At 50.0% G+C, this 25,471-nt stretch carries 23 protein-coding genes; 20 read left to right on the top strand and 3 right to left on the bottom strand.

Annotated features, from left to right (window positions below; genetic code table 11):
- Positions 1-330 precede the first annotated feature (330 nt).
- From ACTQ3K_RS02890 to sigG, 15 genes are all read left to right on the top strand, one after another.
- The gene (locus ACTQ3K_RS02890; protein ID WP_441565570.1) at positions 331-492 is read left to right on the top strand and encodes an aspartyl-phosphate phosphatase Spo0E family protein; all 162 of its coding nucleotides are present in this window, start codon (positions 331-333) and stop codon (positions 490-492) included.
- 381 nt (positions 493-873) lie between these two features.
- Entirely contained in the window at positions 874-1,308 is a 435-nt protein-coding gene (mraZ, locus tag ACTQ3K_RS02885; RefSeq protein WP_441565768.1) for a division/cell wall cluster transcriptional repressor MraZ, read from the top strand.
- A gap of 2 nt (positions 1,309-1,310) precedes the next feature.
- Positions 1,311-2,246 (top strand): 16S rRNA (cytosine(1402)-N(4))-methyltransferase RsmH, encoded by a 936-nt coding sequence (gene rsmH, locus ACTQ3K_RS02880; RefSeq protein WP_441565568.1) that lies wholly within the window; start codon positions 1,311-1,313, stop codon positions 2,244-2,246.
- 35 nt (positions 2,247-2,281) lie between these two features.
- The gene (locus tag ACTQ3K_RS02875) at positions 2,282-2,794 is read left to right on the top strand and encodes a cell division protein FtsL (protein ID WP_441565566.1); all 513 of its coding nucleotides are present in this window, start codon (positions 2,282-2,284) and stop codon (positions 2,792-2,794) included.
- Positions 2,795-2,849: 55 nt separating this feature from the next.
- The gene (locus tag ACTQ3K_RS02870; protein ID WP_441565564.1) at positions 2,850-4,808 is read left to right on the top strand and encodes a peptidoglycan D,D-transpeptidase FtsI family protein; all 1,959 of its coding nucleotides are present in this window, start codon (positions 2,850-2,852) and stop codon (positions 4,806-4,808) included.
- 28 nt (positions 4,809-4,836) lie between these two features.
- Positions 4,837-6,633: a peptidoglycan D,D-transpeptidase FtsI family protein gene (locus ACTQ3K_RS02865; RefSeq protein WP_441565562.1), complete on the top strand. Its 1,797-nt coding sequence runs from the start codon at positions 4,837-4,839 to the stop codon at positions 6,631-6,633.
- 119 nt (positions 6,634-6,752) lie between these two features.
- A complete protein-coding gene (gene mraY / locus ACTQ3K_RS02860) occupies positions 6,753-7,709 on the top strand; it encodes a phospho-N-acetylmuramoyl-pentapeptide-transferase (RefSeq protein ID WP_441565560.1) in 957 nt (318 codons plus the stop codon).
- Between the two features lie 20 nt (positions 7,710-7,729).
- Positions 7,730-9,082, top strand: coding sequence for a UDP-N-acetylmuramoyl-L-alanine--D-glutamate ligase (gene murD / locus ACTQ3K_RS02855; protein ID WP_441565558.1), 1,353 nt, complete (start codon positions 7,730-7,732; stop codon positions 9,080-9,082).
- Between the two features lie 17 nt (positions 9,083-9,099).
- Complete coding sequence (locus ACTQ3K_RS02850) at positions 9,100-10,254, top strand: FtsW/RodA/SpoVE family cell cycle protein (RefSeq protein WP_441565557.1); 1,155 nt, start codon at positions 9,100-9,102, stop codon at positions 10,252-10,254.
- Between the two features lie 5 nt (positions 10,255-10,259).
- Entirely contained in the window at positions 10,260-11,138 is an 879-nt protein-coding gene (locus ACTQ3K_RS02845) for a cell division protein FtsQ/DivIB (RefSeq protein ID WP_441565555.1), read from the top strand.
- A 125-nt stretch (positions 11,139-11,263) separates the two neighbouring features.
- The gene (gene ftsZ, locus ACTQ3K_RS02840) at positions 11,264-12,487 is read left to right on the top strand and encodes a cell division protein FtsZ (RefSeq protein ID WP_441565553.1); all 1,224 of its coding nucleotides are present in this window, start codon (positions 11,264-11,266) and stop codon (positions 12,485-12,487) included.
- A 495-nt stretch (positions 12,488-12,982) separates the two neighbouring features.
- Positions 12,983-13,933: a sigma-E processing peptidase SpoIIGA gene (locus ACTQ3K_RS02835; RefSeq protein WP_441565551.1), complete on the top strand. Its 951-nt coding sequence runs from the start codon at positions 12,983-12,985 to the stop codon at positions 13,931-13,933.
- Positions 13,848-14,588: an RNA polymerase sporulation sigma factor SigE gene (gene sigE / locus ACTQ3K_RS02830; RefSeq protein WP_441565549.1), complete on the top strand. Its 741-nt coding sequence runs from the start codon at positions 13,848-13,850 to the stop codon at positions 14,586-14,588. The genes ACTQ3K_RS02835 and sigE overlap by 86 nt, the downstream gene beginning before the upstream one ends.
- A gap of 64 nt (positions 14,589-14,652) precedes the next feature.
- On the top strand, positions 14,653-15,348 hold the full coding sequence (locus ACTQ3K_RS02825; RefSeq protein ID WP_441565547.1) for a hypothetical protein: 696 nt from the start codon (positions 14,653-14,655) through the stop codon (positions 15,346-15,348).
- Between the two features lie 257 nt (positions 15,349-15,605).
- On the top strand, positions 15,606-16,388 hold the full coding sequence (gene sigG, locus ACTQ3K_RS02820; protein ID WP_441565545.1) for an RNA polymerase sporulation sigma factor SigG: 783 nt from the start codon (positions 15,606-15,608) through the stop codon (positions 16,386-16,388).
- A 6-nt stretch (positions 16,389-16,394) separates the two neighbouring features.
- On the opposite strand, the gene ACTQ3K_RS02815 is transcribed toward sigG, so the two are convergent.
- Positions 16,395-17,630, bottom strand: a complete 1,236-nt coding sequence (locus ACTQ3K_RS02815) for a DNA polymerase Y family protein (RefSeq protein WP_441565543.1) — start codon at positions 17,628-17,630, stop codon at positions 16,395-16,397.
- Between the two features lie 142 nt (positions 17,631-17,772).
- Between ACTQ3K_RS02815 and ACTQ3K_RS02810 the strand changes: the two genes are divergently transcribed.
- The 3 genes from ACTQ3K_RS02810 (at position 17,773) to ACTQ3K_RS02800 (ending at position 20,838) form a co-directional block, all read left to right on the top strand.
- Positions 17,773-19,812 carry a DNA topoisomerase gene (locus ACTQ3K_RS02810; protein WP_441565541.1) on the top strand — a complete coding sequence of 680 codons (2,040 nt, stop codon included), beginning with the start codon at positions 17,773-17,775 and terminating at the stop codon, positions 19,810-19,812.
- 1 nt (position 19,813) lies between these two features.
- Complete coding sequence (locus ACTQ3K_RS02805) at positions 19,814-20,239, top strand: GtrA family protein (protein ID WP_441565540.1); 426 nt, start codon at positions 19,814-19,816, stop codon at positions 20,237-20,239.
- Positions 20,240-20,346: 107 nt separating this feature from the next.
- Positions 20,347-20,838: a PaaI family thioesterase gene (locus tag ACTQ3K_RS02800; protein ID WP_441565538.1), complete on the top strand. Its 492-nt coding sequence runs from the start codon at positions 20,347-20,349 to the stop codon at positions 20,836-20,838.
- A 12-nt stretch (positions 20,839-20,850) separates the two neighbouring features.
- Here the strand turns inward: ACTQ3K_RS02800 and ACTQ3K_RS02795 are convergent, their stop codons facing one another.
- Complete coding sequence (locus ACTQ3K_RS02795; RefSeq protein WP_441565536.1) at positions 20,851-21,684, bottom strand: putative ABC transporter permease; 834 nt, start codon at positions 21,682-21,684, stop codon at positions 20,851-20,853.
- A gap of 146 nt (positions 21,685-21,830) precedes the next feature.
- Here ACTQ3K_RS02795 and ACTQ3K_RS02790 point away from each other — a divergent pair, with 146 nt between their 5' ends.
- Positions 21,831-23,219 carry an aminopeptidase gene (locus ACTQ3K_RS02790; RefSeq protein WP_441565534.1) on the top strand — a complete coding sequence of 463 codons (1,389 nt, stop codon included), beginning with the start codon at positions 21,831-21,833 and terminating at the stop codon, positions 23,217-23,219.
- 116 nt (positions 23,220-23,335) lie between these two features.
- On the top strand, positions 23,336-24,997 hold the full coding sequence (locus ACTQ3K_RS02785) for a glutamine--tRNA ligase/YqeY domain fusion protein (RefSeq protein WP_441565532.1): 1,662 nt from the start codon (positions 23,336-23,338) through the stop codon (positions 24,995-24,997).
- 112 nt (positions 24,998-25,109) lie between these two features.
- Here the strand turns inward: ACTQ3K_RS02785 and ACTQ3K_RS02780 are convergent, their stop codons facing one another.
- Complete coding sequence (locus tag ACTQ3K_RS02780) at positions 25,110-25,400, bottom strand: hypothetical protein (RefSeq protein ID WP_441565530.1); 291 nt, start codon at positions 25,398-25,400, stop codon at positions 25,110-25,112.
- Positions 25,401-25,471 lie beyond the last annotated feature (71 nt).

Below are 25,471 nucleotides of genomic sequence, written 5' to 3'. Positions count from 1 at the left end.
TCATAAGCCTGACCGGAAAACCGGCCGTGTTTCCTGTGTGCGTTGCCCTGCACAGGATAAAAACTACTTGTGTCAGTGTAGCAAAAAAGAAAAGAAAAAGCAAGGGGTTTCCGGGCAATTGACATCATCAGGCCACCTGTACAAATCACCCGGCTGCAGCTGGAAGCTGCCTCTGAGCTGTGCGGGTGAACGAGGCAGGAGTATTCCTCGATTTTCGTCGAAATTTGGAAAAAGCGGCGGCGAAAAGCTTTTGCTTTCCGAAGAAATCTGGTATAAAATGACAGAGAATCACGAGGAAAAGGGGAGAGAGATTACAGAAAGGGGAAAATCTTGACAAAACGAATCGAGGAGCTCAGAGGACAGCTTTCCTGTGCGATAGAAGAGGGAAAGCCGCCGGAAGCGATTCTGGAGCTGAGCAGGGAGCTGGACGGGGTGATTGAGCAGTACATGGATTGGGAGGAGCGTGAAACAGAGTTTATGACAGGCTTATGAGGAATGAGGCCGGTTTTATGGTGCAGAGCTTCAGAATCTGTATCTGGCGAATAAGAAGAAAAAAATCGGCAGAACCAATTGAAAAAATATCCCCCGGGGAGGCTTGTGGGGGAGTGAAAAATCTGGTATTCTGAAGAAGCAGTGAAAAAACCATTATAAACTTCAAACAGATAAAGATACTCTATCAAAGGGATCGGCAGCCGAATGGGGATCGGCTTGCCGGTTCTTTTTTTGTTATTGTGCAGGGAATTCTTTCCAGTAAGTGAATTTTATCAAAAACCCCCTTGTTTTTTGTGTATGAATGGCTTAAAATGGAGGCAAGTGGTTAAAAAGTGGGTTCAGATGGTAAAAAGTGGTGGATTTTCCAGTCAGGTGGCACAGATGACAAATCAGTTCATGGGTGAGTACAATCATACAATGGACGCCAAAGGACGGCTGATCGTACCGGCAAAGTTCCGGGAGGCCGGCGGCGATACATTTATTGTGACCAAGGGTCTCGATAAATGTCTTTTTGTGTTCACCGAAGAAAAGTGGTCAACTGTTGTGGAAATGGTCAGCCATATGTCTTTGACCGATAAAAATGCCAGAACCTTTTCCCGGTTCTTTATCGGAAGTGCGGGAGAGTGCGAGGTGGACAAGCAGGGACGTATCCTGATTCCGGGAAGCTTGAGAACCTATGCAAACCTTGAAAAAGAAGTAACTCTGGTGGGAGTCGGAAGCCGGGTGGAGATCTGGAACCGTGAAGCATGGGAGAATGCAAGCAGTGATGAAGGAATCGAGGATCTCGCAGCCAGTCTGGAAGAATTGAGGATTTAACCATGGAATTTAAACATAAGTCAGTATTGCTGGAAGAAACAATCGAATATCTGAATGTCCGTCCTGATGGGATTTATGTGGACGGAACGCTGGGCGGCGGCGGACATGCCTACCATGTCTGTGAGAAGCTGTCCGAACGGGGAAGATACATCGGGATCGATCAGGACCGGGCGGCCATTGCAGCTGCTTCAGAGCGTCTCGCCCCTTTTAAGGATCGGGTAACGATTGTCAGAAACAATTATGAAAATATGGATCTTGTCCTGAAAGAACTGGAAATCAGCGGCGTGGATGGAATTCTCCTGGATCTGGGCGTTTCCTCTTACCAGCTGGATACGCTGGAGCGCGGGTTCTCCTATAAGGAAGATACCGTTCTTGATATGCGTATGGATGACCGTCAGGAAATGACGGCAAAGGACATTGTAAACGGATACAGCGAGGGTGATCTGTTCCGAATTATCCGGGATTACGGAGAGGACAAGTTCGCCCAGAATATTGCGAAACATATTGTAGAGGCAAGAAAAAAAGCACCCATTGAAACAACCGGAGAACTGGTAGAGATCATTAAGGCAGCGATCCCGGCCAGAGTCCGCATGAACGGCGGACATCCGGCAAAAAAAACGTTTCAGGCGATCCGGATCGAATTAAACCGGGAACTGGATGTGCTGGAGCATTCACTGGATAAGATGATCGATCTGCTGAATCCGGGCGGCCGTCTTTGTATCATCACGTTCCATTCTCTGGAGGATCGGATCGTGAAGGTAAACTTTAAGAGAAATGAAAACCCCTGTACCTGCCCGCCGGGGTTCCCCGTCTGCGTATGCGGAAAGGTGAGTAAGGGAAAGGTAATCACGAAAAAACCGGTTTTACCATCGGAGGAAGAGCTGATTGAGAACAAGCGGGCGAAAAGCGCCAAGCTTCGGGTATTTGAGAGGGCATAACTCCCCCGCGGGAGCTGCCCCGGGAGGATAGAATCATGGCTTCAGGAAGAGACAGACAGGCAGAACGCTCATACAGCAGAACGGAGCGGGAATACAAGGCGAAGCGTTATGGCACGCAGATTGACGGAAATACGGTAAGAAAGCTGGAGGAAGCACCGGAGCTTTATCCGCCGGTCCGGACGGACGGAGAGACGGTTCGAAAGGTTCGGAGGAACAGGGAAAAGGCCCTGCAGATGAGTCCGTCCTTTGTATTGTTTTTATCGATGCTTTTAGTGGCGGTACTGGGTTGCAGTATCGGTTATATTCAGGTTCGGGCATCCATTGATGCCAGGATCGATGAGGTACAGGGACTGGAAAATGATCTGGCAGCGCTGAAAGATGCCAACGAAGCGGCTCGTTCCAGGATCGGAGTGGCTTCCGATATAAAAGAGATTTACCGGAGAGCCACAGAAGAACTCGGTATGGTATATCCCGATGAAAATCAGGTGATCTACTACGACAGAACAGAAAGCGAGTATGTGCAGCAAAATGAAAGTATCCCGAAATAACAGGCGCGAGAACAGGCGTCCGAAGAAAAATGCTCCTAAAATATTTCAAACATATATGAAACAAAAGCTGGCGCTGACCTTTTTACTGGTGGCGCTGGTTTTGTTTGGACTGGCTGTTGCTGTGGGAGTTATTGTGGGCAAAAACGGGAAGGATTACAGCCAGATCGTACTGGCCCACCAGACCTACACGGCAGAAACGATTCCTTTTAAGCGTGGACAGATTACGGATCGGAATGGTACCGTTCTGGCAGCCAACGAGGCAGTCTATAACCTGATTCTGGACCCATCGGTTATCACATCCAGCGAAAAGATTCTGAATCCGACCCTGGATGCGCTGGCAGAATGTTTTGGATATGACCGGACAGAACTGGAAAATCTGGTCAATGCAGATCCAAACAGGAGCTATATCCGTTATACAAAGCGGATGAGTGAGGCGGACCGGGATCGGTTTCTGGCGAAAGAGGCAGAAATCAATGACAATAAGGAAATTAAGGAGAAGATTGATGGCGTCTGGTTTGAGACAGAGTATAAGCGTGTTTATCCGTATTCGACTCTGGCCTGTGACCTGATCGGTTTTGCATCGGAGGATGGGTCTTCAGGAAGTTATGGGATCGAGCAGTACTATAATGATGATCTGGCCGGAATCCCCGGACGGAAGTACGGTTCCATCAACGAGGATTCCAATGCGGAGACGGTGACACGGGACGCGGTGGACGGCAACACGGTGGTTTCAACCATTGATGTGAACCTTCAGTCCATTGTGGAGAATCAGATCAAGCTGTTCAATGAGAAGATCGGATCGAAAAATACGGCAGTGGTGGTTATGAATCCCAACAATGCCGAGGTTCTTGCCATGGCGTCCTACCCGTATTATGACCTCAACGATCCTTCTGATCTTTCGATAAGCGGGTATTTTACGGAAGAGCAGATGAATGCTATGACCGATGATGAGCGGATGGAGACTCTGAATGAGATCTGGAAAAACTATGTGACTCAGACTACCTATGAGCCTGGTTCTACGGCAAAGCCTTTGACCATTGCAGCGGGGCTGGAATCCGGAAAGCTGTCCACAGCGGACAGTTATCTGTGTGACGGCGGCTGGGATATCCCCAATGGAGGCGGACGGATCAACTGCCACAATCATGCCGGCCATGGGGTACTGGATGTGAAGGGAGCTATCGTGGAGTCCTGCAACGATGCCCTGATGCAGATCGGCTGGCAGATGGGAGCGGAAACCTTCTGCAGTTATCAGCCTGTTTTCGGCCTCGGTGAGCGGACCGGGATCGATCTTCCAGGTGAGGAATATGGTATTTTACAGAGCGCGGAAAATATGAGCGAGGTCGACCTGGCTACCAATTCGTTCGGACAGAACTTTAATGTCACGATGATCCAGATTGCGGCAGCCTATTGTTCCCTGATCAACGGTGGGGAATATTACACGCCGAGAGTGGTAAAAGAAGTGTTGAGCGCCGATGGCTCGGTGGTGGAGACTAATGAAAAAACGCTGGTGCGGGAGACCATCAGTGAAAGTACCTCTGAGTTTCTGCGGGATGCCATGCTTGCCATGGTAGACAGCCAGTCCTCCTGGTCAGCGGCAGTTCCCGGTTACAAGATCGGCGGCAAGACCGGAACAGCGCAGAAGCAGCCGCGAAGTGAAAATAAGTACATTGTATCCTTCTGTACCTTTGTACCGACGGATGATCCTCAGTATTTCATGATGGTGCTGATTGATGAACCCAATGTGCCGGATCAGTCCACCGGCGGCCATACCACGACCCTTACCCATGATCTGTGGGTGGATATGCTTCCTTATCTGAATCTTTATCCGGACCGGACGGACGGAGCGGAGGAGACGGAAGCGCTTCCTGCGGAGTCTCCGCTCCAGAAACCGATCGAGAATCCGGTGGCACCGGAGAGTGAAGCGGCAGCTGCTGTTCCGACGCAAGAAGCCGGACAGGAGAATGGAAATCCGGATTCTTATGCCAATGGAATTTTCCAGGGGCAGGAGGAATAAGCTGTACTAAAAGTACCCGGAGGAGAGCATGACACCAAACAGCACGTATCATCGGCTGAAACTTCTGATCGTGTTTCTGTTTATTCTGGCGGGGTTCGGGATTCTGATGGGCAGGCTGGGTTATCTGATGGTATTCCGGTCTGCTCATTATACAGCTCTGGCAAAAGAACTTCATGAGCGGGAACGATCCATAAAGGCGGCGCGTGGACGGATCTGCGACCGGAATGGCGTGGTGATCGCGGATAACCGGACGGTCTGCACCGTTTCCGTGATTCACAGCCAGATCACTGATGCCGATGCAGTTACGGCAGCAGTCAGTGAGAAGCTGGGACTTTCGGAAGAGGAAGTCCGGAAAAAGGTGGAGAAGGTAAGCTCCAGAGAGATCTTGAAATCCAATGTGGAAAAACAGGTGGGTGATGAGATCCGTGCCTGTGATCTGGACGGAGTAAAGGTGGACGAGGATTATAAGCGGTATTATCCTTACGGAACGCTGGCGTCCAGAGTTCTGGGGTTCACCGGCGGTGACAACCAGGGGATCATCGGCCTGGAGGTTCAGTATGAAGAAATCTTGAAGGGTGTCAACGGGACGATCCTGACACTGACGGACGCCAGGGGTGTTGAGCTGGATGCAGAGGCGGAATCCCGGAGGGAGCCGGTAAACGGCGCGGATTTATATTTGACGCTGGATGTCAATATTCAGAAATATGCCGAGCAGGCAGCTGAAAAGGTGCTGCTCCAGAAACAGGCAAAAAAGGTTTCCATGATCGTCATGGATCCGAGAAACGGGGAGATCCTGGCCATGGTCAATGTGCCGGAGTTTGATCTCAACGATCCCTTTACGCTGACATCGGCTTATGAAACAGAACCGGAGATGCAGAGCATGACGGAATCTGAGGCTTCGGAGGAACCTGCAGAGCAGACGAATTCCGAAACACAGTACCGGGATCAGTTAAATGCCATGTGGCGTAATGCCTGCATCAATGATACATACGAGCCCGGGTCAACCTTTAAGATCATCACGGCGGCGGCCGGGCTGGAGGAGGGTGTCGTAAGCCTGTCGGATTCCTTTTACTGTCCAGGGTATAAGATTGTCGAGGACCGGCGGATCCACTGCCATAAGGTGACCGGACACGGAGCAGAAAACTTTCTTCAGGGAACCATGAATTCCTGCAATCCGGTGTTTATGGAAGTGGGGCTGAGGCTTGGAAGCTCAGGTATGTGCCGCTATTTTAAGCAGTTCGGGCTCCTTGGACGGACAGGAGTGGATCTCCCCGGGGAGGCGTCTACCATCATGCACCGGGAGGAAAACATGGGCGAGGTGGAGCTGGCAACGGTTTCCTTCGGCCAGTCCTTTCAGATCACGCCTCTGCAGCTTATTACCACGGCGGCCTCCATTGTGAACGGCGGAAACCGGGTGATCCCTCATCTGGCAGGAGAGATCCGGCGGGACGGCGGAAATGCGGTGGAGAAGCTTTCCTGGGAAGGCCGGGGAAGAATTTTGTCGGAAGAAACTAGTGAAACCATGCGTTATCTTCTGGAGCAGGTGGTAGCGGAGGGAACCGGCCACCGGGCTTATCTGGAAGGCTTTCGGATCGGCGGAAAAACGGCAACCTCCGAAAAGCTACCGCGGAGTGAGAATAAGTATATTTCCTCATTTCTGGGCTTTGCTCCGGCTGAGGATCCGAGCGTTATGGCACTGATCACCATCGATGAGCCGCAGGGGATTTATTACGGAGGAACCATTGCCGCTCCGGCAGTGGCTGAGGTGTTCGATATGATCCTGCCCTATCTTGGCATCGAGGCGGCTGAAAGCCCGGAGGAATAGAAAGTGCCGGAAATAGTCTGAACCTTCAGAGGTTGATTCTTCCGTGGAAAAGAATTATACTGTAACAGTTAGGAAAATATGGAGAGGTGTGTCTCTCAGGAAAATACAGGAGTGTTCATATGAAGTATGCAGCGATCATCGCAGTGCTGGTATCCTTTGCCATCAGTGCAGTTTTATGTCCCATTCTGATTCCGTTTTTAAAGCGTCTGAAATTCGGCCAGACGATCCGTGAGGAGGGGCCGAAGGCGCATGCCAAGAAAAACGGAACGCCGACCATGGGAGGCCTGGCGATCCTGATCAGTATTGCCGTCACCAGTCTGTTTTTTGTGAAGGATTATCCGAAAATCATTCCGGTTCTGTTTACAACAGTCGGCTTTGGCCTGGTGGGACTTCTGGATGATTTTATCAAGGTGGTATTAAAGCGGTCTGAGGGTTTAAAGCCGCTTCAGAAGCTGGGCTGCCAGCTGATCATCGCCGGGATCCTGTGTTATTATCTGATGACCTCCGATGCGGTATCGACAGCCATGATTATTCCGTTTACCGGCGGAAAAGCGCTGGAGCTCGGCTGGTTTTTCATTCCGGCATTCTTTGTGATCGTGCTGGGAACCGATAACGGGGTCAACTTAACGGATGGTCTGGACGGCTTATGCACCAGCGTAACAATCCTGGTGGCCGTGTTCTTTACAGTGATATCCATGGGAGAGGGCCATGCCATTGAACCCATTACCGGCGCGGTTGTGGGAAGCCTTCTCGGATTTCTGCTGTTCAATGCATATCCGGCAAAGGTATTCATGGGAGATACCGGATCCCTGGCGCTGGGAGGCTTTGTCGTATCTTCAGCATTTATGCTGCAGCTTCCGATTTTTATCCTGCTGTTTGGATTTATTTATTTTGCGGAGACCGTATCAGTCATGCTTCAGGTGACTTATTTTAAGGCAACCCATGGAAAGCGTCTCTTCCGTATGACGCCGATCCATCATCATTTCGAGCTGGGCGGCTGGTCGGAGACCAGGATCGTGACGGTATTCTCAGCAGTGACGGCGATCCTTTGTCTGATCGCTTATATGGCAATGTAAGGGAAAGGAATGACAAAATCATGAACGAAGAACGAACGAAAATACTGGTTGCCGGCGGCGGAATCAGTGGGGTCGGAGCAGCAAAAATGCTTCTGGATACCGGAAAAGGAGTGATCCTTTATGACGGAAATGAAACGCTGTCGAAAGAAAACCTGGAAAAACAGCTTCCAGGTGCGGAAATCGTACTGGGAGAGCTGACCGATGAGATTCTTTCGGAAACGGAGGCTTGTGTTATCAGCCCCGGAATTCCGCTTCGGGCGCCGTTTGTGAAGAAGATCCAGGCGGCCGGAATCCCCATCTGGAGCGAGATCGAGGCTGCGTTCCGTCATGCAAAGGGACGGCTGGCAGCCATCACCGGAACAAACGGAAAGACAACGACTACGGCGCTGACCGGAAAGATTTTTGGAAACTATTACAAGAGCAGCTTTGTGGTGGGAAATATCGGAACTGCTTATACGGCAAAAGCACTGGAGACCACTGGGGAATCAGTGACGGTGGCAGAGGTGTCCAGCTTCCAGCTGGAAACCATCGATACGTTCCACCCGCAGGTGAGTGCTATTTTGAATCTGACACCGGATCATCTGGACCGTCATGGCTCTATGGAGGAATATGTGCGGGTCAAGGAGCTGATCACAAAGAATCAGACCGGGGAAGACACCTGTGTACTCAATTATGAAGATCCGCTTCTTCGGGAATTCGGGAAATCACTTCGCCCAAGGGTTGTGTATTTCAGCAGCAGGGAGCGCGTCCCCGGTGGAATCTGGCTGAATGGCGATCAGATCATCAGCGAGCTTCACGGAGAACCGGAGGAGGTTGTAAAGACCGGAGAGCTTCAGATCCTCGGACTTCACAATTATGAAAATGCCATGGCAGCGGCAGCGGTTGCAGATGCCATGGGCGTGCCCATGGAGGTGATCCGGAAGACACTTCGGGAGTTTACCGCGGTAGAGCATCGGATCGAGTTCGTTGTGGAGCGGGACGGCGTTGCGTATTACAACGATTCCAAGGGAACGAATCCTGATGCGGCCATTAAAGGAATCTGCGCTATGGTGCGGCCCACGGTTTTAATCGCCGGCGGCTATGACAAGGGCTCCGATTATACCGAATGGCTGGAGGCCTGTCGGGGAAAGATGAAGAAGCTGATCCTTCTCGGACAGACGGCGGAAAAGATTGCCGAGAAAGCAAGAACCCTGGGATACGGAGATTGTTTAAGCTTTGCCGATTCCATGGAAGATGCCATGGCGCAGGCGGCGCAGGCGGCGGTTCCCGGTGATGCGGTGCTTCTTTCTCCGGCATGTGCAAGCTGGGGCATGTTTAAGAATTATGAGGAACGGGGCAGGATCTTTAAGGAGCTGGCACGGAAACGGAACTAAAAAGTTGGAGAACGGTTATGGCAGACAGGAAACAGAGAAAAGAAAAGCGGGAGCGCTATTATGATTACAGTCTTCTGGCGGTGATCATTTTCTTGTGCTGCTTCGGACTCATCATGGTATACAGCTCCAGCTCCTATGCGGCGCAGTTAAAAACAGGCGATTCCCTGTTTTATTTAAAGAAACAGGGATTCGCCCTGATCATCGGATTTCTTGTGATGTTTGCTGTTTCCAAGATCGATTATCACCGGTTTGGGAAGCTGGCGGTGTTAGCATATGCTCTGGCGATTGTTCTGATGATCGCAGTAAATTTTACCCCTCTCGGAATTGCCTATAACGGAAAAAAACGGTGGTTTGGATTCGGAAGCACCTCTTTGTTCCAGGCGGCGGAGGCGGTTAAGGTAGCACTGATTTTATCTACATCGTCCCTGATCAACCGGTTTTCCAAAAAGATCGATCTGTGGAGGACTATGATCCTGATCGTTGCAGTTCAGGCTCCGTCGATCCTTCTGGTTACCATGAATAATTTAAGCTCCGGTATTATTTTGACAGGTATTGTGTTTGTCATGCTGTTTGTGGCAAGCCGGAAAAAGCTTCGGTTTTTCCTGGCTGCGGCAGCCGTAATCGGACTGATCATTCTGGCGAGGGTATTTGTTGATGTACTGATCGAGCATGGAATTATGCATGATTATCAGCTGGAACGAATCCTGGTATGGAAAAATCCTTCCGCTTATGCGCTGGAGGGCGGTCATCAGGTGCTTCAGGGATTATATGCCATAGGCTCCGGCGGAATCTTCGGAAAAGGGCTGGGCGCTAGCATGCAGAAGCTGGGATTTGTGCCGGAGGCGCAGAACGATATGATCTTTTCCATCATCTGTGAGGAACTGGGATTATTTGGGGCTGTCTGTGTGATCCTTCTGTTTCTGTTTATGATCTGGCGGTTTGTGGTCATAGCAAACAATGCACCGGATCTGTTTGGAGCCCTCCTAGTGGTTGGTGTCATGGCTCATATCGCTCTTCAGGTGATTTTGAATATTGCGGTGGTAACAAATACCATTCCCAATACCGGGATCACGCTTCCGTTTATCAGCTACGGAGGAACCTCGGTAGTGTTCCTGATGATGGAGATGGGAGCTGCTCTCAGTGTCTCCAATGCCATTCGGTTTAAACGGTGAGTGCCATGGAACGAATGAGATGGAGAATCCGACAGGACGAAGAGGGAACCTGGAGAAGAACGGAATGGATCGAGGACGATCCGTATGAGAAGGAAGAGGGATACCGGGAGGAAGAGCGGTCCTTTCGCGGGACGGGACAGAACCGGCCGCGGAAAAAGAAAAAACGCAGGCATGCCCGGTGGATCCTTTCCGGGATTCTGGCTCTGCTTCTTGGCATTATGGTATTTTTTGCGCTGACAATCAGAATTACGGATATTGAGGTGACGGGCAGTACCCGTTACACGGACGAGGAGCTGATCAGCCGGATTTTTCCCACAGACAAAGAACGGAATACGCTGTATACGTTCTGGAATGAAAAATTCGGAACAAAGCAGGATATTCCTTTTGTGGAAAAATACCAGGTACAGATCACCGGACTCCATTCGGCCAGGATCACCGTTTATGAAAAGAGCCTGGCAGGCTGTCTGGAATATATGGGTTCGTATCTGTATTTCGATAAGGACGGGATTATTGTAGAGAGCTCCGGACAGCGGGATCTGTCTGTGCCGCTGATCACCGGACTTCAGTTTCATAATGTAATTCTGTATGAAAAGCTGACGGTAGATGATGACAGTGTATTCCGGGTGATCTTGAATTTATCCCAGTTGCTTTCGGGAAAGGGGATCAGCGTGGACAAGGTGAATTTTGCGTCTGACGGAACCATCACGCTTTACTCCGGCGGGATCGAGGCGGTTCTGGGAACCAGCCAGTATCTGGCGGAAAAGGTTTCGGAGTTCGGGGACATGCTTCCGAAGCTGGAGGGGCGCTCTGGTACGGTTTATCTGGACGGCTACAGCCCCGATGCGAAGAATCCGTCGTATCCGTTTATCGAAAAAGCTTCGTAAAAAATAATAGATTTTTATGAAACTAATAGTTGATTATTTCAGAAAAATGACTTATGCTATAAAGGCGGCAGGCCGGAAACGGCGGAAAACCGCCTTGTGAGCGACATTCAAGGGAGGAATATATTTTGTTAGAAATTAAAATGAACGAATCGGAAAGTTCAGCGAAGATTATTGTAATCGGTGTCGGCGGTGCCGGCAATAACGCTGTTAATCGTATGATTGATGAAAATATCGGCGGTGTGGAGTTCATCGGGATCAATACCGATAAGCAGGCGCTTCAGCTCTGCAAGGCTCCCACAGCGATTCAGATCGGCGAGAAGCTGACCAAGGGCCTCGGTGCCGGAGCAAAGCCGGAGGTAGGACAGAAGGCAGCGGAAGAGACCGCTGAGGATATTACCGCAGCCATCAAGGGTGCAGATATGGTATTTGTTACCTGTGGTATGGGCGGCGGGACCGGAACCGGTGCAGCACCGGTGGTAGCCGGTCTTGCAAAGGAAATGGGGATTTTAACGGTTGGTGTTGTGACAAAGCCCTTTAAGTTTGAGGGACGTGTCCGTATGAACAATGCCCTTTCCGGAATCGAACGTCTGAAAGAGAATGTAGATACACTGATCGTAATTCCCAACGATAAGCTTTTGGAGATCGTTGACCGCCGTACTACTATGCCTGAAGCACTGAAGCGCGCAGATGAGGTCCTTCAGCAGGCAGTTCAGGGAATTACCGACCTGATCAATGTACCGGCTCTGATCAACCTTGACTTTGCTGATGTCCAGACTGCCATGATCGATAAGGGGATTGCCCATATCGGTATTGGCCGTGCAAAGGGCGATGATAAGGCCATCGAGGCAGTTAAGGAAGCTGTTTCCAGCCCTCTGCTTGAGACAACCATTGAGGGTGCTTCCCACGTGATTATCAACATCTCCGGTGATGTTGGCCTGATCGAGGCAAACGAGGCTGCCAGCTATGTTCAGGAGCTTGCAGGAGATGAAGCCAATATTATCTTCGGTGCACAGTATGATGATACCGCACAGGACGAAGCAAGCATTACCGTTATCGCAACCGGACTGGAAACTTATGGTGCAGCAGAAGCGCCTAAGGCAGCAGCACAGCCTGCTCCTGCTCAGCAGACCGCTTCCTACCAGTCATACCGTCCGAATGCACAGGCAGCTCCTCAGAGTGCAGCACAGCAGGTAAGACAGACAGCTCCTGCCCAGAGCGCAGCACCGGAACGCCGGGTTGTAACACCCACCCGTCCGGTATCCGCTCCCACCTTCAACGGCGGAGCAACCTATAAAACACCTGAAAACAAAGAAATTAAAATCCCTGATTTCCTCACAAGACGAAACTGAACGCGAAAGCTTTGAGTAAAGCGAACGCATAGAAAATGAAAAGGCATCCTCAGAGACAAATTTATTTGTCGAAGAGTATGCCTTTTCGTTTTCTGTGCGGGCATTTTACGACGCATTGACTCCGAGGCGAGGTGTTTTCGAGCCCGGAGGAAAGCGCACAGAGTGCTGCCCGCGTGTGGACTGGCGAAGCCAGGACACTATGTGTTCGATATAACGGATGATCTATGGCAAGTTTACTTGCCTGAAGCCGGATCTTTTTGAATTTGAGCGGGCTGTGAATGATTCAGAGTCGCCGCCACAGCACAGCTTAACCTTTCTATTTCTTTATTTCATGTCGAAAATCCCACCATTTTTCTTTTTTCTGGTCTTTTTCTGTCTGATCTTCCATGGAAATGAAAAATCCTGCCTGTTTACGGCTGAATCGGTCAATGAAAAGTCTATAACAGCCCTGTCCTTTCGGCAGATTCTGCAGAGAGGATTTTTTATAATAAGTCCGTGAAAATTAAATTATACATAGATGTGTTGTTTGCGGTAAACGCCTGGGCAGATCTTGGACTTCTGATTCTGACGGCATGGATCATGGGAGTAACGGTGGCGAGGCACCGATTACTTCTGGCAGCGTGCTTCGGAGGAATCTGGAGTAGTGTGATCCCGTTTTTGGAGCTTTCCGGAGTATGGCGAGTCCTCCTTACCGTGGGAATCGCAGGCCCGCTGCTGTGCAGGATCGCCTTTGGACAAAGGAGCAGACGATTCCTTGCAAGAGCCGTGATAAGCCTGTTTCTGTCATCGATCTTTTTAGGCGGAGCTTTCACGCTGGTACGGTTTCACACCGGGATCGGATATATGGCAGAACGATTTTTTCATGAAACGGACGGGGCGGCGGATCTGCTTTTGTTTGGTGCTCTGACGGCTTTTGCGGTCCTTCTTGGAAAATCGGCAATTTCTTTTTTTCTTGCACAGAGAGAGGAAACGCAGAAGCTGGTTCTGGTACGGGTACAGAGGAAAGAACGGGAAGTTACGGTTCGGGCACTTTGGGATACCGGAAATCTTTTGACGGACCCGGCGACGGGGCTGGCAGTGTCTGTAGGGGAACGGGAGGCATTCATTTCGTTGTTTTCCGAATCGGACGGTGTTCTGATGATCCCTTATCGGACTGTTGGGGGGAACGGGCTTCTGGAGGGACGGATTGCAGATCAGCTGGTGTTTCTTACAGAGGAGGGGACGGTACTTGGCAGAAAGCCGGGGCCGGTGCTGATCGGATTAAAAGAGGGAGCACTGACATCGGATGGCAGCTTTCAGCTGATCCTGCCGGGCAGTTTTAGCGAAATGGCAGCATGGAAAGGAAAGAGGAGGAAGAAACATGGTCATCAGGGTTGCAGTTCCAAGCAGATTTCAGTTAAAAATTATTTCCAGCATGAGGAGTATTCTGTTTGCCCGAAAAAATGAGGTACATTATATCGGAGGGAGCGAGGTGCTTCCGGCACCGCTGGCTTCGGAGGAGGAAGCGCAGATGATCGCCCGGCTGGGAACGGCGGAGGAGAAAGAGGCAAAGGCGGCACTGATCGAACATAACCTGCGGCTGGTGGTTTATATTGCAAAACGGTTTGATAATACGGGAGTTGGTGTGGAGGATCTGATTTCCATCGGAACCATCGGTCTGATTAAGGCCATCAATACCTTTAACAGCGGGAAGAATATCAAGCTTGCAACCTATGCCTCCCGTTGCATTGAAAATGAGATCTTAATGTATCTGCGGCGGAACAGCAAGACCAGACTGGAGGTGTCCATTGATGAGCCGCTTAATGTGGACTGGGACGGAAATGAGCTTTTGCTGTCTGATATTCTTGGAACGGAAGAGGATGTGATCTCCCGCGGGATTGAAGATGAAGTGGAAAAATCGCTGCTCCGCCTTGCTATCGCAAAACTGTCGAGACGGGAACAAAGGATCGTGGCACTGCGCTACGGGCTGGGACGAACCGATGGAAATGAGATGACGCAGAAGGAGGTAGCAGATCTTATGGGGATTTCCCAATCCTATATTTCCAGGCTGGAAAAGAAGATCATTCATCAGTTAAAAAAAGAAATTGTACAATTTCAATAGTTGTGCTATAATATGGGGTAAATTTTGCGAATCAAAGAGAAAAGATCAGGAGGAACAGTTTAAGATGAAAACACCTGCGATACTGAAACGGGCGGCAGCAGTGGTACTGGCTGCCGGAATGATTGTGGGACTTGCAGCCTGTGGCTCCGGAAGCGGCGGATCTTCCAGCGGAAAGGAAGCCTATAAAGAATATGTGACCGGTATCATGGACGCGAATTATCTTGGATCCTACGATAAATATATGGAGATCACCGGAGCAACAGAAGAAGAAGCCCAGAAGATCTATGAGTTAAATGTTCAGGATTTTACTCAGGAAATCGGCGATGCGCTTTCCATCAAGATGGATATGATCAGTGCCGGTCTGACGGAACGGATTTCTACTATGGCGAAGACTGTTTACGGGCAGGCAAGCTATCAGGCGGTAGATGTGCTTCGGGATGGTGATACGTATACCGTTACCATGGAGATCGAACCGGTTCTCTTTTTCGGAACCCTGCAGACGGATTTTCAGTCGGCGGTAGATGATTTTAATAACCGGGCAAAAAACGGAGAACTGGATGATCTGAGTGAGCAGGAATACGAGGAAGCTTACGGCGAGGCAGTGATCTCAGCGCTGGAAGGAAAGACTTCTGCTATGACCAGGGGAAGCAAAATCAATGTAGATGTGGTTCTGGATTATGACAAAGAAAATAATGTGTATGTAATCAGTGATGAGCGAATGGAGGCACTTGACGATAAGGTAGTCAATATGTCACGGTAAGCTCGGATCATTATTCGGAAAACAAGAAAAACAGAAGAGCAGCTGAAAGGATAAAAAGGAATCCTTTTGGCTGTTCTTTTTATGCCTGCGCTGTCAGACAGGAAAATTCCTCCAACTGCATAAATCCCGAAAAAAACGTGCATGATTCAAATAAGATACAACGGTTTGGGAACGATTGATCGTACCAGGCTTGGAACCTGGCCGAAATCGGAGACCGGCGTATGAAACCGACAGAATGATGACGCGGAGGTACGGGTATGGCTGTTTACAAGGTGGAGATCTGCGGAGTAAATACTTCAAAGCTTCCACTCCTGAAAGAGGAGGAAAAGACGGTACTGTTTCAGAAAATCCGGGAGGGAGATCCGGAGGCGAGAGAACGCTATATCAAAGGAAATCTTCGACTGGTGCTCAGTGTAATCCAGCGGTTTTCCGGGAATCAGGAAAATATTGACGATTTGTTTCAGATTGGGTGCATCGGGCTTATGAAGGCCATCGATAATTTCAATCCGGATATGATGGTAAAGTTTTCCACCTATGCGGTTCCCATGATCATCGGGGAGATCCGCCGCTATCTGCGAGATTCGGGAAGTCCGCTGCGGGTTAGCCGTTCCCTGCGGGATACAGCTTATAAGGCGATTTATGCCAGGGAGCTTCTTCTGCGGAAGAACGAAAAGGAGCCGACCATTATGGAGATCGCGGAGGAGGTGGGTATGAGCAGGGAGGAGATTGTATATGCGCTGGATGCCATACAAAGTCCGGTAAGCCTTTATGAACCCATTTATACCGATGGAGGAGATACGCTTTATGTGATGGATCAGATCAGTGACAAGAAAAACCGGGAGGAAAAGTGGGTGGAAGAAATCTCGCTGGGTGAAGCTTTAAAACGACTTCCCGAGCGGGAGCGTCATATCATTCATCTTCGGTTTTATGAGGGAAGAACCCAGATGGAGGTGGCCAGAGAGATCGCTATTTCCCAGGCACAGGTAAGCCGGCTGGAAAAAAGCGCACTGCGCACCATGCGGGCATATTTAACCTCCTGAACGGAATCAATCGTGTTTTTTCGCTCCTGTTTGTTTTCCGATCATGTGACGGGTCTGACCGTTCAAAAAGCTGGCACGTTTGATGGAATCATCTCCGAATTTTTTTCGGATTTCATCGACACAGGAATCCAGTTTTTCCAGTTTTTCTGCTTTCCCGGAATCAAACAGGCTGAACTGACGGTAGGATTCCGAAGCTGTTTTGCTGGTCTGGACACCGAGAAGCCGAATGGGAGTTCCGTTCCACAGTTCATCAAATAAAGCGCAGACGGCACTGTAAAGTTCACCGGTGATATTGGTAAGAACCGGAAGCGCTTTCTGGTGGCTGCGGCGGATAAAATTACAGTCGGTGATCTGTACGGAAACGCAGGCTGCCCGCAGGTTCTGATGGCGCAGCCTTGTACATACGGTTTCACAGAGAGCCAGAAGGATTTTCTTTGCGGCATCGGAGGAGTCAATATCATCGGGGAGTGTGGTGGAATTCCCGATTTCCCGGTCTTTGGTGTCACGGTCGAAGAGACCGTCATCCTGTCCGTTGGCATATTTCCAGAGAATTTCCCCCTGTTTTTTCAGATGGGCACGAAGGGTGGCCGGGTTGGAGGAGGCCAGCTCGCCGATGGTATGGATTCCGAGCGCATGCAGCGTTTCTGCGGCAGACCGCCCCACCATAAACAGATCAGTGACCGGAAGAGGCCACATCTTTGTTCGGATCTCCGGGGGAAATAGGGTATGGATCTTTCCGGGCTTTTCAAAGTCACTGGCCATTTTGGCGAGAAGGCGGTTCTCGGCAATACCGATATTGACGGTAAAGCCAAGCTCCGAGAAGATCTGATCCCGGATCTGTTTGGCGGCGTTCAGGGAGGATCCGTAAAGTAGTTCAGTTCCGCTCATATCCATAAACGCCTCATCAATGGAAAACGGTTCCACATGGGGGCTGTAGGTCCTTAAAATGGAAAGAAACGCTCTGGAATTTTTATCGTACAGTTCAAAGTCCGGCGGGAAGAGCTGGAGGGAAGGACACTTTTTCAGAGCAGTGACCACAGGTTCACCGGTACGGATGCCGCAGGCCTTTGCGGATGGAGACTTGGCGAGAATGACTCCGTGGCGGGTCTCCCTGTTTCCGCCGATGGCAGAGGGAACCAGGCGGATATCCTCAGTCCGTCCGAGCTCCAGCTCATGAACGGCAGTCCAGCTTAAATAAGCAGAGTTCACATCGATATGAAAAATAAGCGGGTTGGTGTTCATGAAACGCCTCCTTTCCATGTTCTGTTGGATAAAAACAGTATAGCACATAATTATATAAAATGCAAACATATGTTCTAAAAACTTGCTTGCGAAATGCAAAAGTCTATGATATGATAAAGACCATTGGAGGAAAGACAGGTTTATGGGAAAGGCACTTTACATAGCAGAGAAGCCCAGTGTGGCTCAGGAATTTGCCAAGGCGCTGAAGCTTGGCGGGAAACGCGGTGACGGCTATCTGGAATCAGAAGAAGCGATTGTAACCTGGTGCGTCGGTCATCTGGTGACCATGAGCTATCCGGAGGTCTATGACAGTAAGTACAAGCGGTGGAGCCTTGAAACGCTGCCGTTTATTCCCGATATCTTTAAGTATGAAGTGATCTCCGGTGTGAAAAAGCAGTTCGGGATTGTGAAGCGGCTGCTGACCAGAAATGATGTGGAAACAATCTATGTCTGTACCGACTCCGGGCGGGAGGGAGAATATATTTATCGTCTGGTGGAACAGGAGGCCGGAGTAAAAGGAAAGAAACGTCTGCGGGTCTGGATCGATTCTCAGACGGAGGAGGAGATCTTAAAGGGGATCCGTACCGCGAAGGATTTGAGCGCCTATGACAATCTGGCGGAATCGGCATATCTGCGGGCAAAGGAAGATTATCTTATGGGGATCAATTTTTCCAGACTGCTGACGCTGAAATATGGAAATGCCATTTCTGCCTGCATGAAATCAGATCGTACCGTGGTTAGTGTGGGACGGGTCATGACCTGCGTGCTGGGTATGGTGGTCCGGCGTGAGCGGGAGATCCGGAATTTTGTAAAAACTCCTTTTTTTCGTGTGATGGCCACTGTATCCTGCGAGGGAAAGTCCTTTGATGCGGAGTGGCATGCGGTTGAAGGCAGCCGTCATTACATGGCGCCTTATCTTTATAAGGATAACGGATTTCTGGAGCGGGAAAGGGCGGAGGAATTTGTTTCCTGGCTGATGGAAGAGAAGCCGGTTGAGGCGCGGATCGTTTCGGTGGAGAAGAAAAAGGAAAAGAAGAATCCTCCGCTGTTATTTAATCTGGCGGAGCTTCAGAATACCTGTTCCAGACGGTTCAAGCTGAGCCCGGACGAGACCTTAAGGGTTGTTCAGGAGCTGTATGAAAAGAAACTGGTTACATATCCGCGAACTGATGCCAGAGTGCTTTCCACAGCGGTGGCGAAGGAGATCCAGAAGAATATAAGGGGGCTTTCAGCCATTCCGGGTGTGGCAGGCTTTGTTTCCAGGATCCTGGAGGACGGAACCTATCGTGGAATTGCTAAAACCCGGTATGTCAATGATAAACAGATCACCGACCATTATGCGATTATTCCGACCGGACAGGGAATCGGGACATTAAAAAATCTGTCCCAGATTTCCGTGCGTGTCTATGAGGTGATCGTGCGTCGGTTTTTAAGTATCTTTTTCCCGCCGGCCGTCTATCAGAAGGTATCTCTGGGACTGGAAATCCGCGGCGAGCGGTTTACTGCTGGTTTTCGTGTCCTGATGGAGGAAGGCTGGCTTAGAGTGAACGGGGGCGGAAAAAAGACAAAGAACAGCAATGATTCCGGGGATAATCCGGATAAACCGGAAAAAGACGGAGACGACCAGGTGGCGGACATCAGTGATCCGGTGTTTCTGGAGGCCATTGGAAAGCTGAAAAAGGAAATGCGGCTGCCGGTCTCGGAGATCGGGATCAAAGAAGGGGAGACCTCACCGCCGAAGCGTTATACCTCCGGAACCATGATTCTTGCCATGGAGAATGCCGGACAGCTTATTGAAGATGAGGAGCTCCGTGCGCAGATCAAGGGCAGCGGGATCGGAACCAGTGCCACGAGAGCAGAGATCTTAAAGAAGCTGGTGAACAATAAATATCTGGCGCTGAATAAGAAAACCCAGGTAATCACACCGACGCTGCTGGGAGAGGTAATCCATGACGCAGTTTATGTCTCAATCCGTCCGCTTCTCAATCCGGAGCTGACGGCAAGCTGGGAAAAAGGGCTTACTTATGTGGCAGAGGGCAGTATTACCGGGGACGAATATATGAAAAAGCTGACGGACTTTGTGACGCGGCGGACAGAAAATGTGATCCGGTTAAGCAACAGCAGCCAGATCCGTACATTTTATGAACGGAGTGCCCAGTTTTATCGGAAAGGAAAAAAATAAAATGTGGAATACCTGTAAAAATCTGTATAAAAAATACGAAGAGCTGATCAATTATCTGATCGTGGGAGTATTGACTACGGTGGTAAGCCTTTTCATCTATTACGGCAGCGTTTTGACCTTTCTGAATCCGAACCATGCGCTGGAGCTCCAGATTGCCAATATCCTTTCCTGGATCGGAGCAGTTGCGTTTGCTTATGTGACAAACCGAACATTCGTATTTAAAAGCAAAAATCAGAATAAACTTGGAGAAGCCGCACGGTTTGTCGGTTCCCGTGTGGCAACGCTCTTGATGGATATGGCAGTCATGTGGCTGCTGGTGACCGTGCTTCACGGAAACGATAAAATAGCAAAGCTGGTGAGCCAGGTGGTAGTGACGGTCGGAAACTATGTACTCAGTAAACTTCTTGTTTTCCGGAAGCAGGCCTGAGAGCCGGACATACAAGGACAGCATGGGAGACATCAGAAGCAGAAGATCGTGCTTCTGCCTGAAGTGCGGGCACAGGCGCAGTCGGTAAAAATACAGGAGAGAGCGGAATGGATTACTTAGAAATACTGGAAAAAAAGAAGAATCTGACGGAGAATGCCAGTGAACAGGAACGACAGAAAGCCATGGAATATGGGATCCGTATGGCCGTTGAGGAAAGAAATGATCCGCCCAGAATCCATGAGATGATGAAAAAGTCTTTTGTGGCCTGCAGTGAGAAGGAACGGTGGATCACTCTTTCTTATGAGGTGGAGGAATGGGAACAGAATCCCATTGGCACTATGCATGGTGGACTGATTGCCACGGCAATCGATTCAACCTGTGGGATCCTGGTTCGTTATCTGAGCGGAACGCTGCGGACTCCGACGGTATCCATGACGATCAACTATCTTGCAACAGTTCCGGTGGGGGAACGGCTTCTGGTGACGGCACGGGCTGTTAAGGTGGGCAGAAGCCTGGTAAATCTCTGCGCGGAGGCAGTGCTGGAAAGCAGTAAAAAAACAGCAGCCACGGCGACTGCTGTTTTCTTTCCCATTTCATAGGGAGGGTTTGGTTCACAGAGATTCAGAATGAGGCGGGAACAGCTTTTCTTCAATCCGGCGAAGCTCAGTCTGAGCTTTCAGCCTTGCTTCTTTCGCAGCCTTACTCTTCTCTGCTTTCCAGGTCTGGGAAGCTTCTTTAAATTTCTTCTTTGCTGCCTTCCATTCTCGGATCATCCGGCTGGAGCGGGCCTGGGCAGCAGGGTAGGCATCATGGATACGACGCAGGAAATACCCTTTTTCTTTTAGGAGTGCATGAACTTTTTTACTGATCTCTTCGGTATTGTCACCGGACTGAGTATTGAATTCCTTTCCGACAATCCCCATGAGATAATGGGAGATGATTCCGTCGGCGAGCAGCAGAAGCAGGATCAGAAGCGCGGTCAGCTTTACCGCAAGCGGGGTCCAGCCGCCCAGAATACGGAAGAGCACCGGATCGATCCATTTGACGATCACCACAGAACCGGCACCGAACAGCACAAGATTGCCGATCCAGATCCGGCCGTGGAGGTTCATGGGCTTCTGGCTGTAATCCCACCAGCGGGCATGGAACAGCTTTTCCATGTACCAGCTTGTGAAATATTCCAGAACACCGCAGACAAACATACCGGCTAAAAAGGTTTCCCCGATGGTTCCGTGGCGTCCGATCATGCCTCCGACCAGAACTGTAACGGCGACAGCACCCCAGCCGTAGATGGGGCAGTAGGGACCGATGAAGAAGCCGCGGTTGATAAACCGGTGGAACTGGATATACTTGAGCGTTACTTCGATGAGCCAGCCTGCCATGGAAAACAGAAAAAAGATGATCACAAGCATGCTGGTCAGCAGTACAAATTCCTGAAAATTCATAAAATCCCTCTTTCCTGATATTTACAGAGAGTGTATCATGGGAGCAGAGCAGTGTCAATGAAAGTGAAAAATTCTGATACAGAAGAGGGGAAAACGATACAGGAAGTAGAAACAGACCGATAAACAGCAGGAGGAAGAAACAGAAAATGAGTGAACAGACAGAAACATTAGCATATCAGCGGACCAACGTCTATGAGGCGGCAGACGAAGCGTTAAAAAGAGAGATTTTTTCTTTTGCAGAGGGATACAAGACCTTTCTGGATCTGGCAAAAACGGAACGGGAGGCCTGTGCCGAGGTGATAAAAGAGGCGGAAGCGCAGGGATATGTTCCATTTACATTCGGAAAAAAGCTCCGCTCCGGCGACAAGGTATATTACAATAACCGCGGAAAGAACCTGTATTTGATCCGGGTCGGTACGGAGAACCTGGCGGAGAACGGGGTTCGGATCGTGGCATCTCATATCGACAGTCCCAGGATCGATTTAAAGCAGCTTCCGCTTTATGAGAAAGAGGGCATCGCATTTGGAAAGACCCATTATTACGGCGGGCTTCGGAAATATCAGTGGGCAGCCATGCCTCTGGCACTCCATGGGGTGGTCGCTCGAAAGGACGGCTCTGTGGTAAACGTGTGTGTCGGAGAACAGACCGGGGATCCGGTGTTTTATATCAGCGACCTGCTTCCGCATCTGGCAGCAAAGCAGAACCAGAAGCCTCTGGGACAGGCCATCGAGGGGGAGGATCTGAATATCTGGTTTGGAAACATTCCCTTTACGGCAGCTTCTGAGGAGGACAAAAAGACCGTGAAGGAACAGCTTCTCCGGATTCTTTCTGATACATACGGAATCACAGAGGCGGATTTTATGAGTGCCGAGCTTTCCCTTGTCCCGGCGTTCAAGGCCTGTGATGTGGGCTTTGACCGGGCACTGGTGGGAAGCTATGGACAGGACGACCGTGTCTGCTCCTATGCGGCGGTGCGGGCACTGTTCGAGGAGTCTTCTGATGTCCATACCACTATGGTGATCCTGGCGGATAAAGAGGAAATCGGAAGCGAGGGAACCACCGGAATGCAGAGCATACTGTTTCTGGATCTGATGGAGGCGCTGTCCGACAGCTTCGGTGTTCCGTCGTCGGTGGTTCGGGCACATTCCAAATGTATTTCCGCGGATGTGACGGCGGCCTATGATCCCAATTATCCCGATGTCTGCGAAAAGACCAATGCAGTGTATCTCTCCTGCGGCGCCGGAATGATGAAATTTACCGGAGCAAGAGGAAAAAGCGGCTCCAACGATGCCAGTGCCGAGTACATCGGTTTCCTGCGCCGGATCTTTGACGAAAACGGAGTGATCTGGCAGACCGGAGAACTGGGAAAAGTCGATTTTGGCGGAGGCGGAACCATCGCCAAATATATCGCCAGGTATAACATTGATACTGTGGATCTCGGTGTGCCGGTGATTTCCATGCATTCCCCCTATGAGGTGGTTTCCAAGGCAGACCTTTATGAAAACTATCTGGCATTCCGGGCATTTTTAAAGTAAGAGGGCAGTTCGGAAATTGGGGTTTTACAAATGAGGATTCTGTGATATGATAAAAGAATCTTGGATTTCGCCGGCGAGGGCGGGATTCGTTAAAATACAGACCGCAGGAGGCTTATATGGAAAACGAAACAAAAAACTTTATCGAACAGATCATAGATAAGGACCTGGCAGAGGGCGTGTATGACCATGTCCAGACCCGGTTTCCACCTGAGCCCAACGGGTATCTCCATATCGGGCATGCGAAGTCCATTCTTCTGAATTACGGACTTGCCAAGAAATACAACGGAAAATTCAATCTCCGGTTTGATGACACCAATCCCACAAAGGAAAAATCCGAGTTTGTGGATTCTATTAAAGAGGATGTGGCATGGCTCGGCGCTGACTGGGAGGACCGTCTGTTCTTTGCCTCCAACTATTTTGAGACCATGTATGAGTGTGCCGTAAAGCTTATTAAGAAGGGAAAGGCGTTTGTCTGCGACCTGACTGCCGATGAGATCCGTGAGTACCGCGGTACCTTAAAGGAGCCCGGAAAGAACAGCCCTTACCGTGACCGCTCCGTGGAGGAAAATCTGGAGCTGTTTGAAAATATGAAAAACGGCGTTTATAAGGACGGGGAAAAGGTGCTCCGTGCCAAGATCGATATGGCATCTCCCAATATTAATATGCGTGACCCGGTTATCTACCGTGTGGCCCATATGAGCCATCATAACACCGGTGATACCTGGTGCATTTATCCCATGTATGATTTTGCCCACCCCATCGAGGATGCCGTGGAGCATGTGACCCATTCGATCTGTACCCTGGAGTTTGAGGATCACAGACCGCTGTACGACTGGGTTGTAAAGGAATGTGAGTTTGAGAATCCGCCGAAGCAGATCGAGTTTGCAAAGCTGTATCTGAAAAATGTGGTGACCGGAAAGCGTTATATCAAGAAACTGGTGGAGGAAGGCATTGTGGACGGCTGGGATGATCCCAGACTGGTTTCCATCAGCGGTCTGCGCCGCCGCGGTTATACACCGGAGGCAATCAAGATGTTTGTGGAGATGGCCGGTATCTCCAAGAGCAATGCAGTTTGTGAAATGCCCATGCTGGAGTACTGTATCCGCGAGGATCTGAAGTTAAAGAAGCCCAGAATGATGGCAGTGCTTCATCCGTTAAAGCTGGTAATCGACAACTATCCGGAGGATCAGGTGGAGTACATGGAAGTACAGAACAACCAGGAGAATCCGGAGCTTGGTTCCAGAACGGTTCCGTTCTGCAAAGAGCTTTATGTGGAGCAGGAGGACTTCATGGAGGTTCCTGTGAAGAAATATTTCCGTCTGTTCCCCGGAAATGAAGTACGCCTCATGAATGCATACTTTGTAACCTGTACTGATGTGGTGAAGGACGAAAACGGAAATGTGACCGAGATTCACTGCACCTATGATCCGGAGACCAGAAGCGGAAACGGCTTCACCGGAAGAAAGGTCAAAGGAACGATCCATTGGGTATCTGCCCGTCATGCGGTTCCCGCCGAGGTTCGTCTTTATGAGAATATCGTAGATGAAGAAAAGGGTGTTTATAATGAGGAGGACGGAAGCCTGAATCTGAATCCCAATTCCCTCACGGTATTAAAGGACTGCCGTCTGGAGCCCGGTCTGGCTGAGGCTAAGGCATATGACAGCTTCCAGTTCGTGAGAAACGGTTATTTCTGCGTGGACAGCAAGGATTCCGAGCCTGGAAAGCCGGTATTTAACCGGATCGTCTCCCTGAAGAGCTCCTTCAAGCTGCCGAAATAAGGAAGAAAACATCTGGAGATCCGTGGATCTCAGGCGATAAAAAGACCTCTTACTGCTCCTGGTTTTTCAGGGGCAATAGGAGGTCTTTGAGATTGGATGGAATGCGGGGAGATCAGTCCTCGACCGCTTCCGCAGTTTCACTTTCGTTTAAAAGATCTTCCACCGCTTCTTCTTCGGAGTCTGTTTCCGGAGTGTCCTGGTCTGCTGTTGCCTTTGGTGTCAACGGAACATAAGTACGTTCCGTTTTTCCGGAAAAAGCCTCATGATCAAACTCATCTTCATCACATTCATCACATCCCTGTTCCCGTGCCTCACGAAGCTTTAACAGACGGGAAACAGCGGCAGCTGTCCCTCCGACAACGACTGCTGCGGCAGCAAGCTTTCCAAATATATGTTTCCGCATTACTCGGTCTCCTTTCTGTTCCATAAGATTTCGACTTATTATAATCCTTTTTGTGTCTTTTGAAAAGAGGA

This window comes from Candidatus Paralachnospira sp. LCP21S3_A2, from assembly GCF_052118925.1.
GTDB lineage: Bacteria > Bacillota > Clostridia > Lachnospirales > Lachnospiraceae > Lientehia.
The sequence above is the reverse complement of the archived record's forward strand: the minus strand, read 5'-3'. Positions and strand labels throughout refer to the sequence as shown.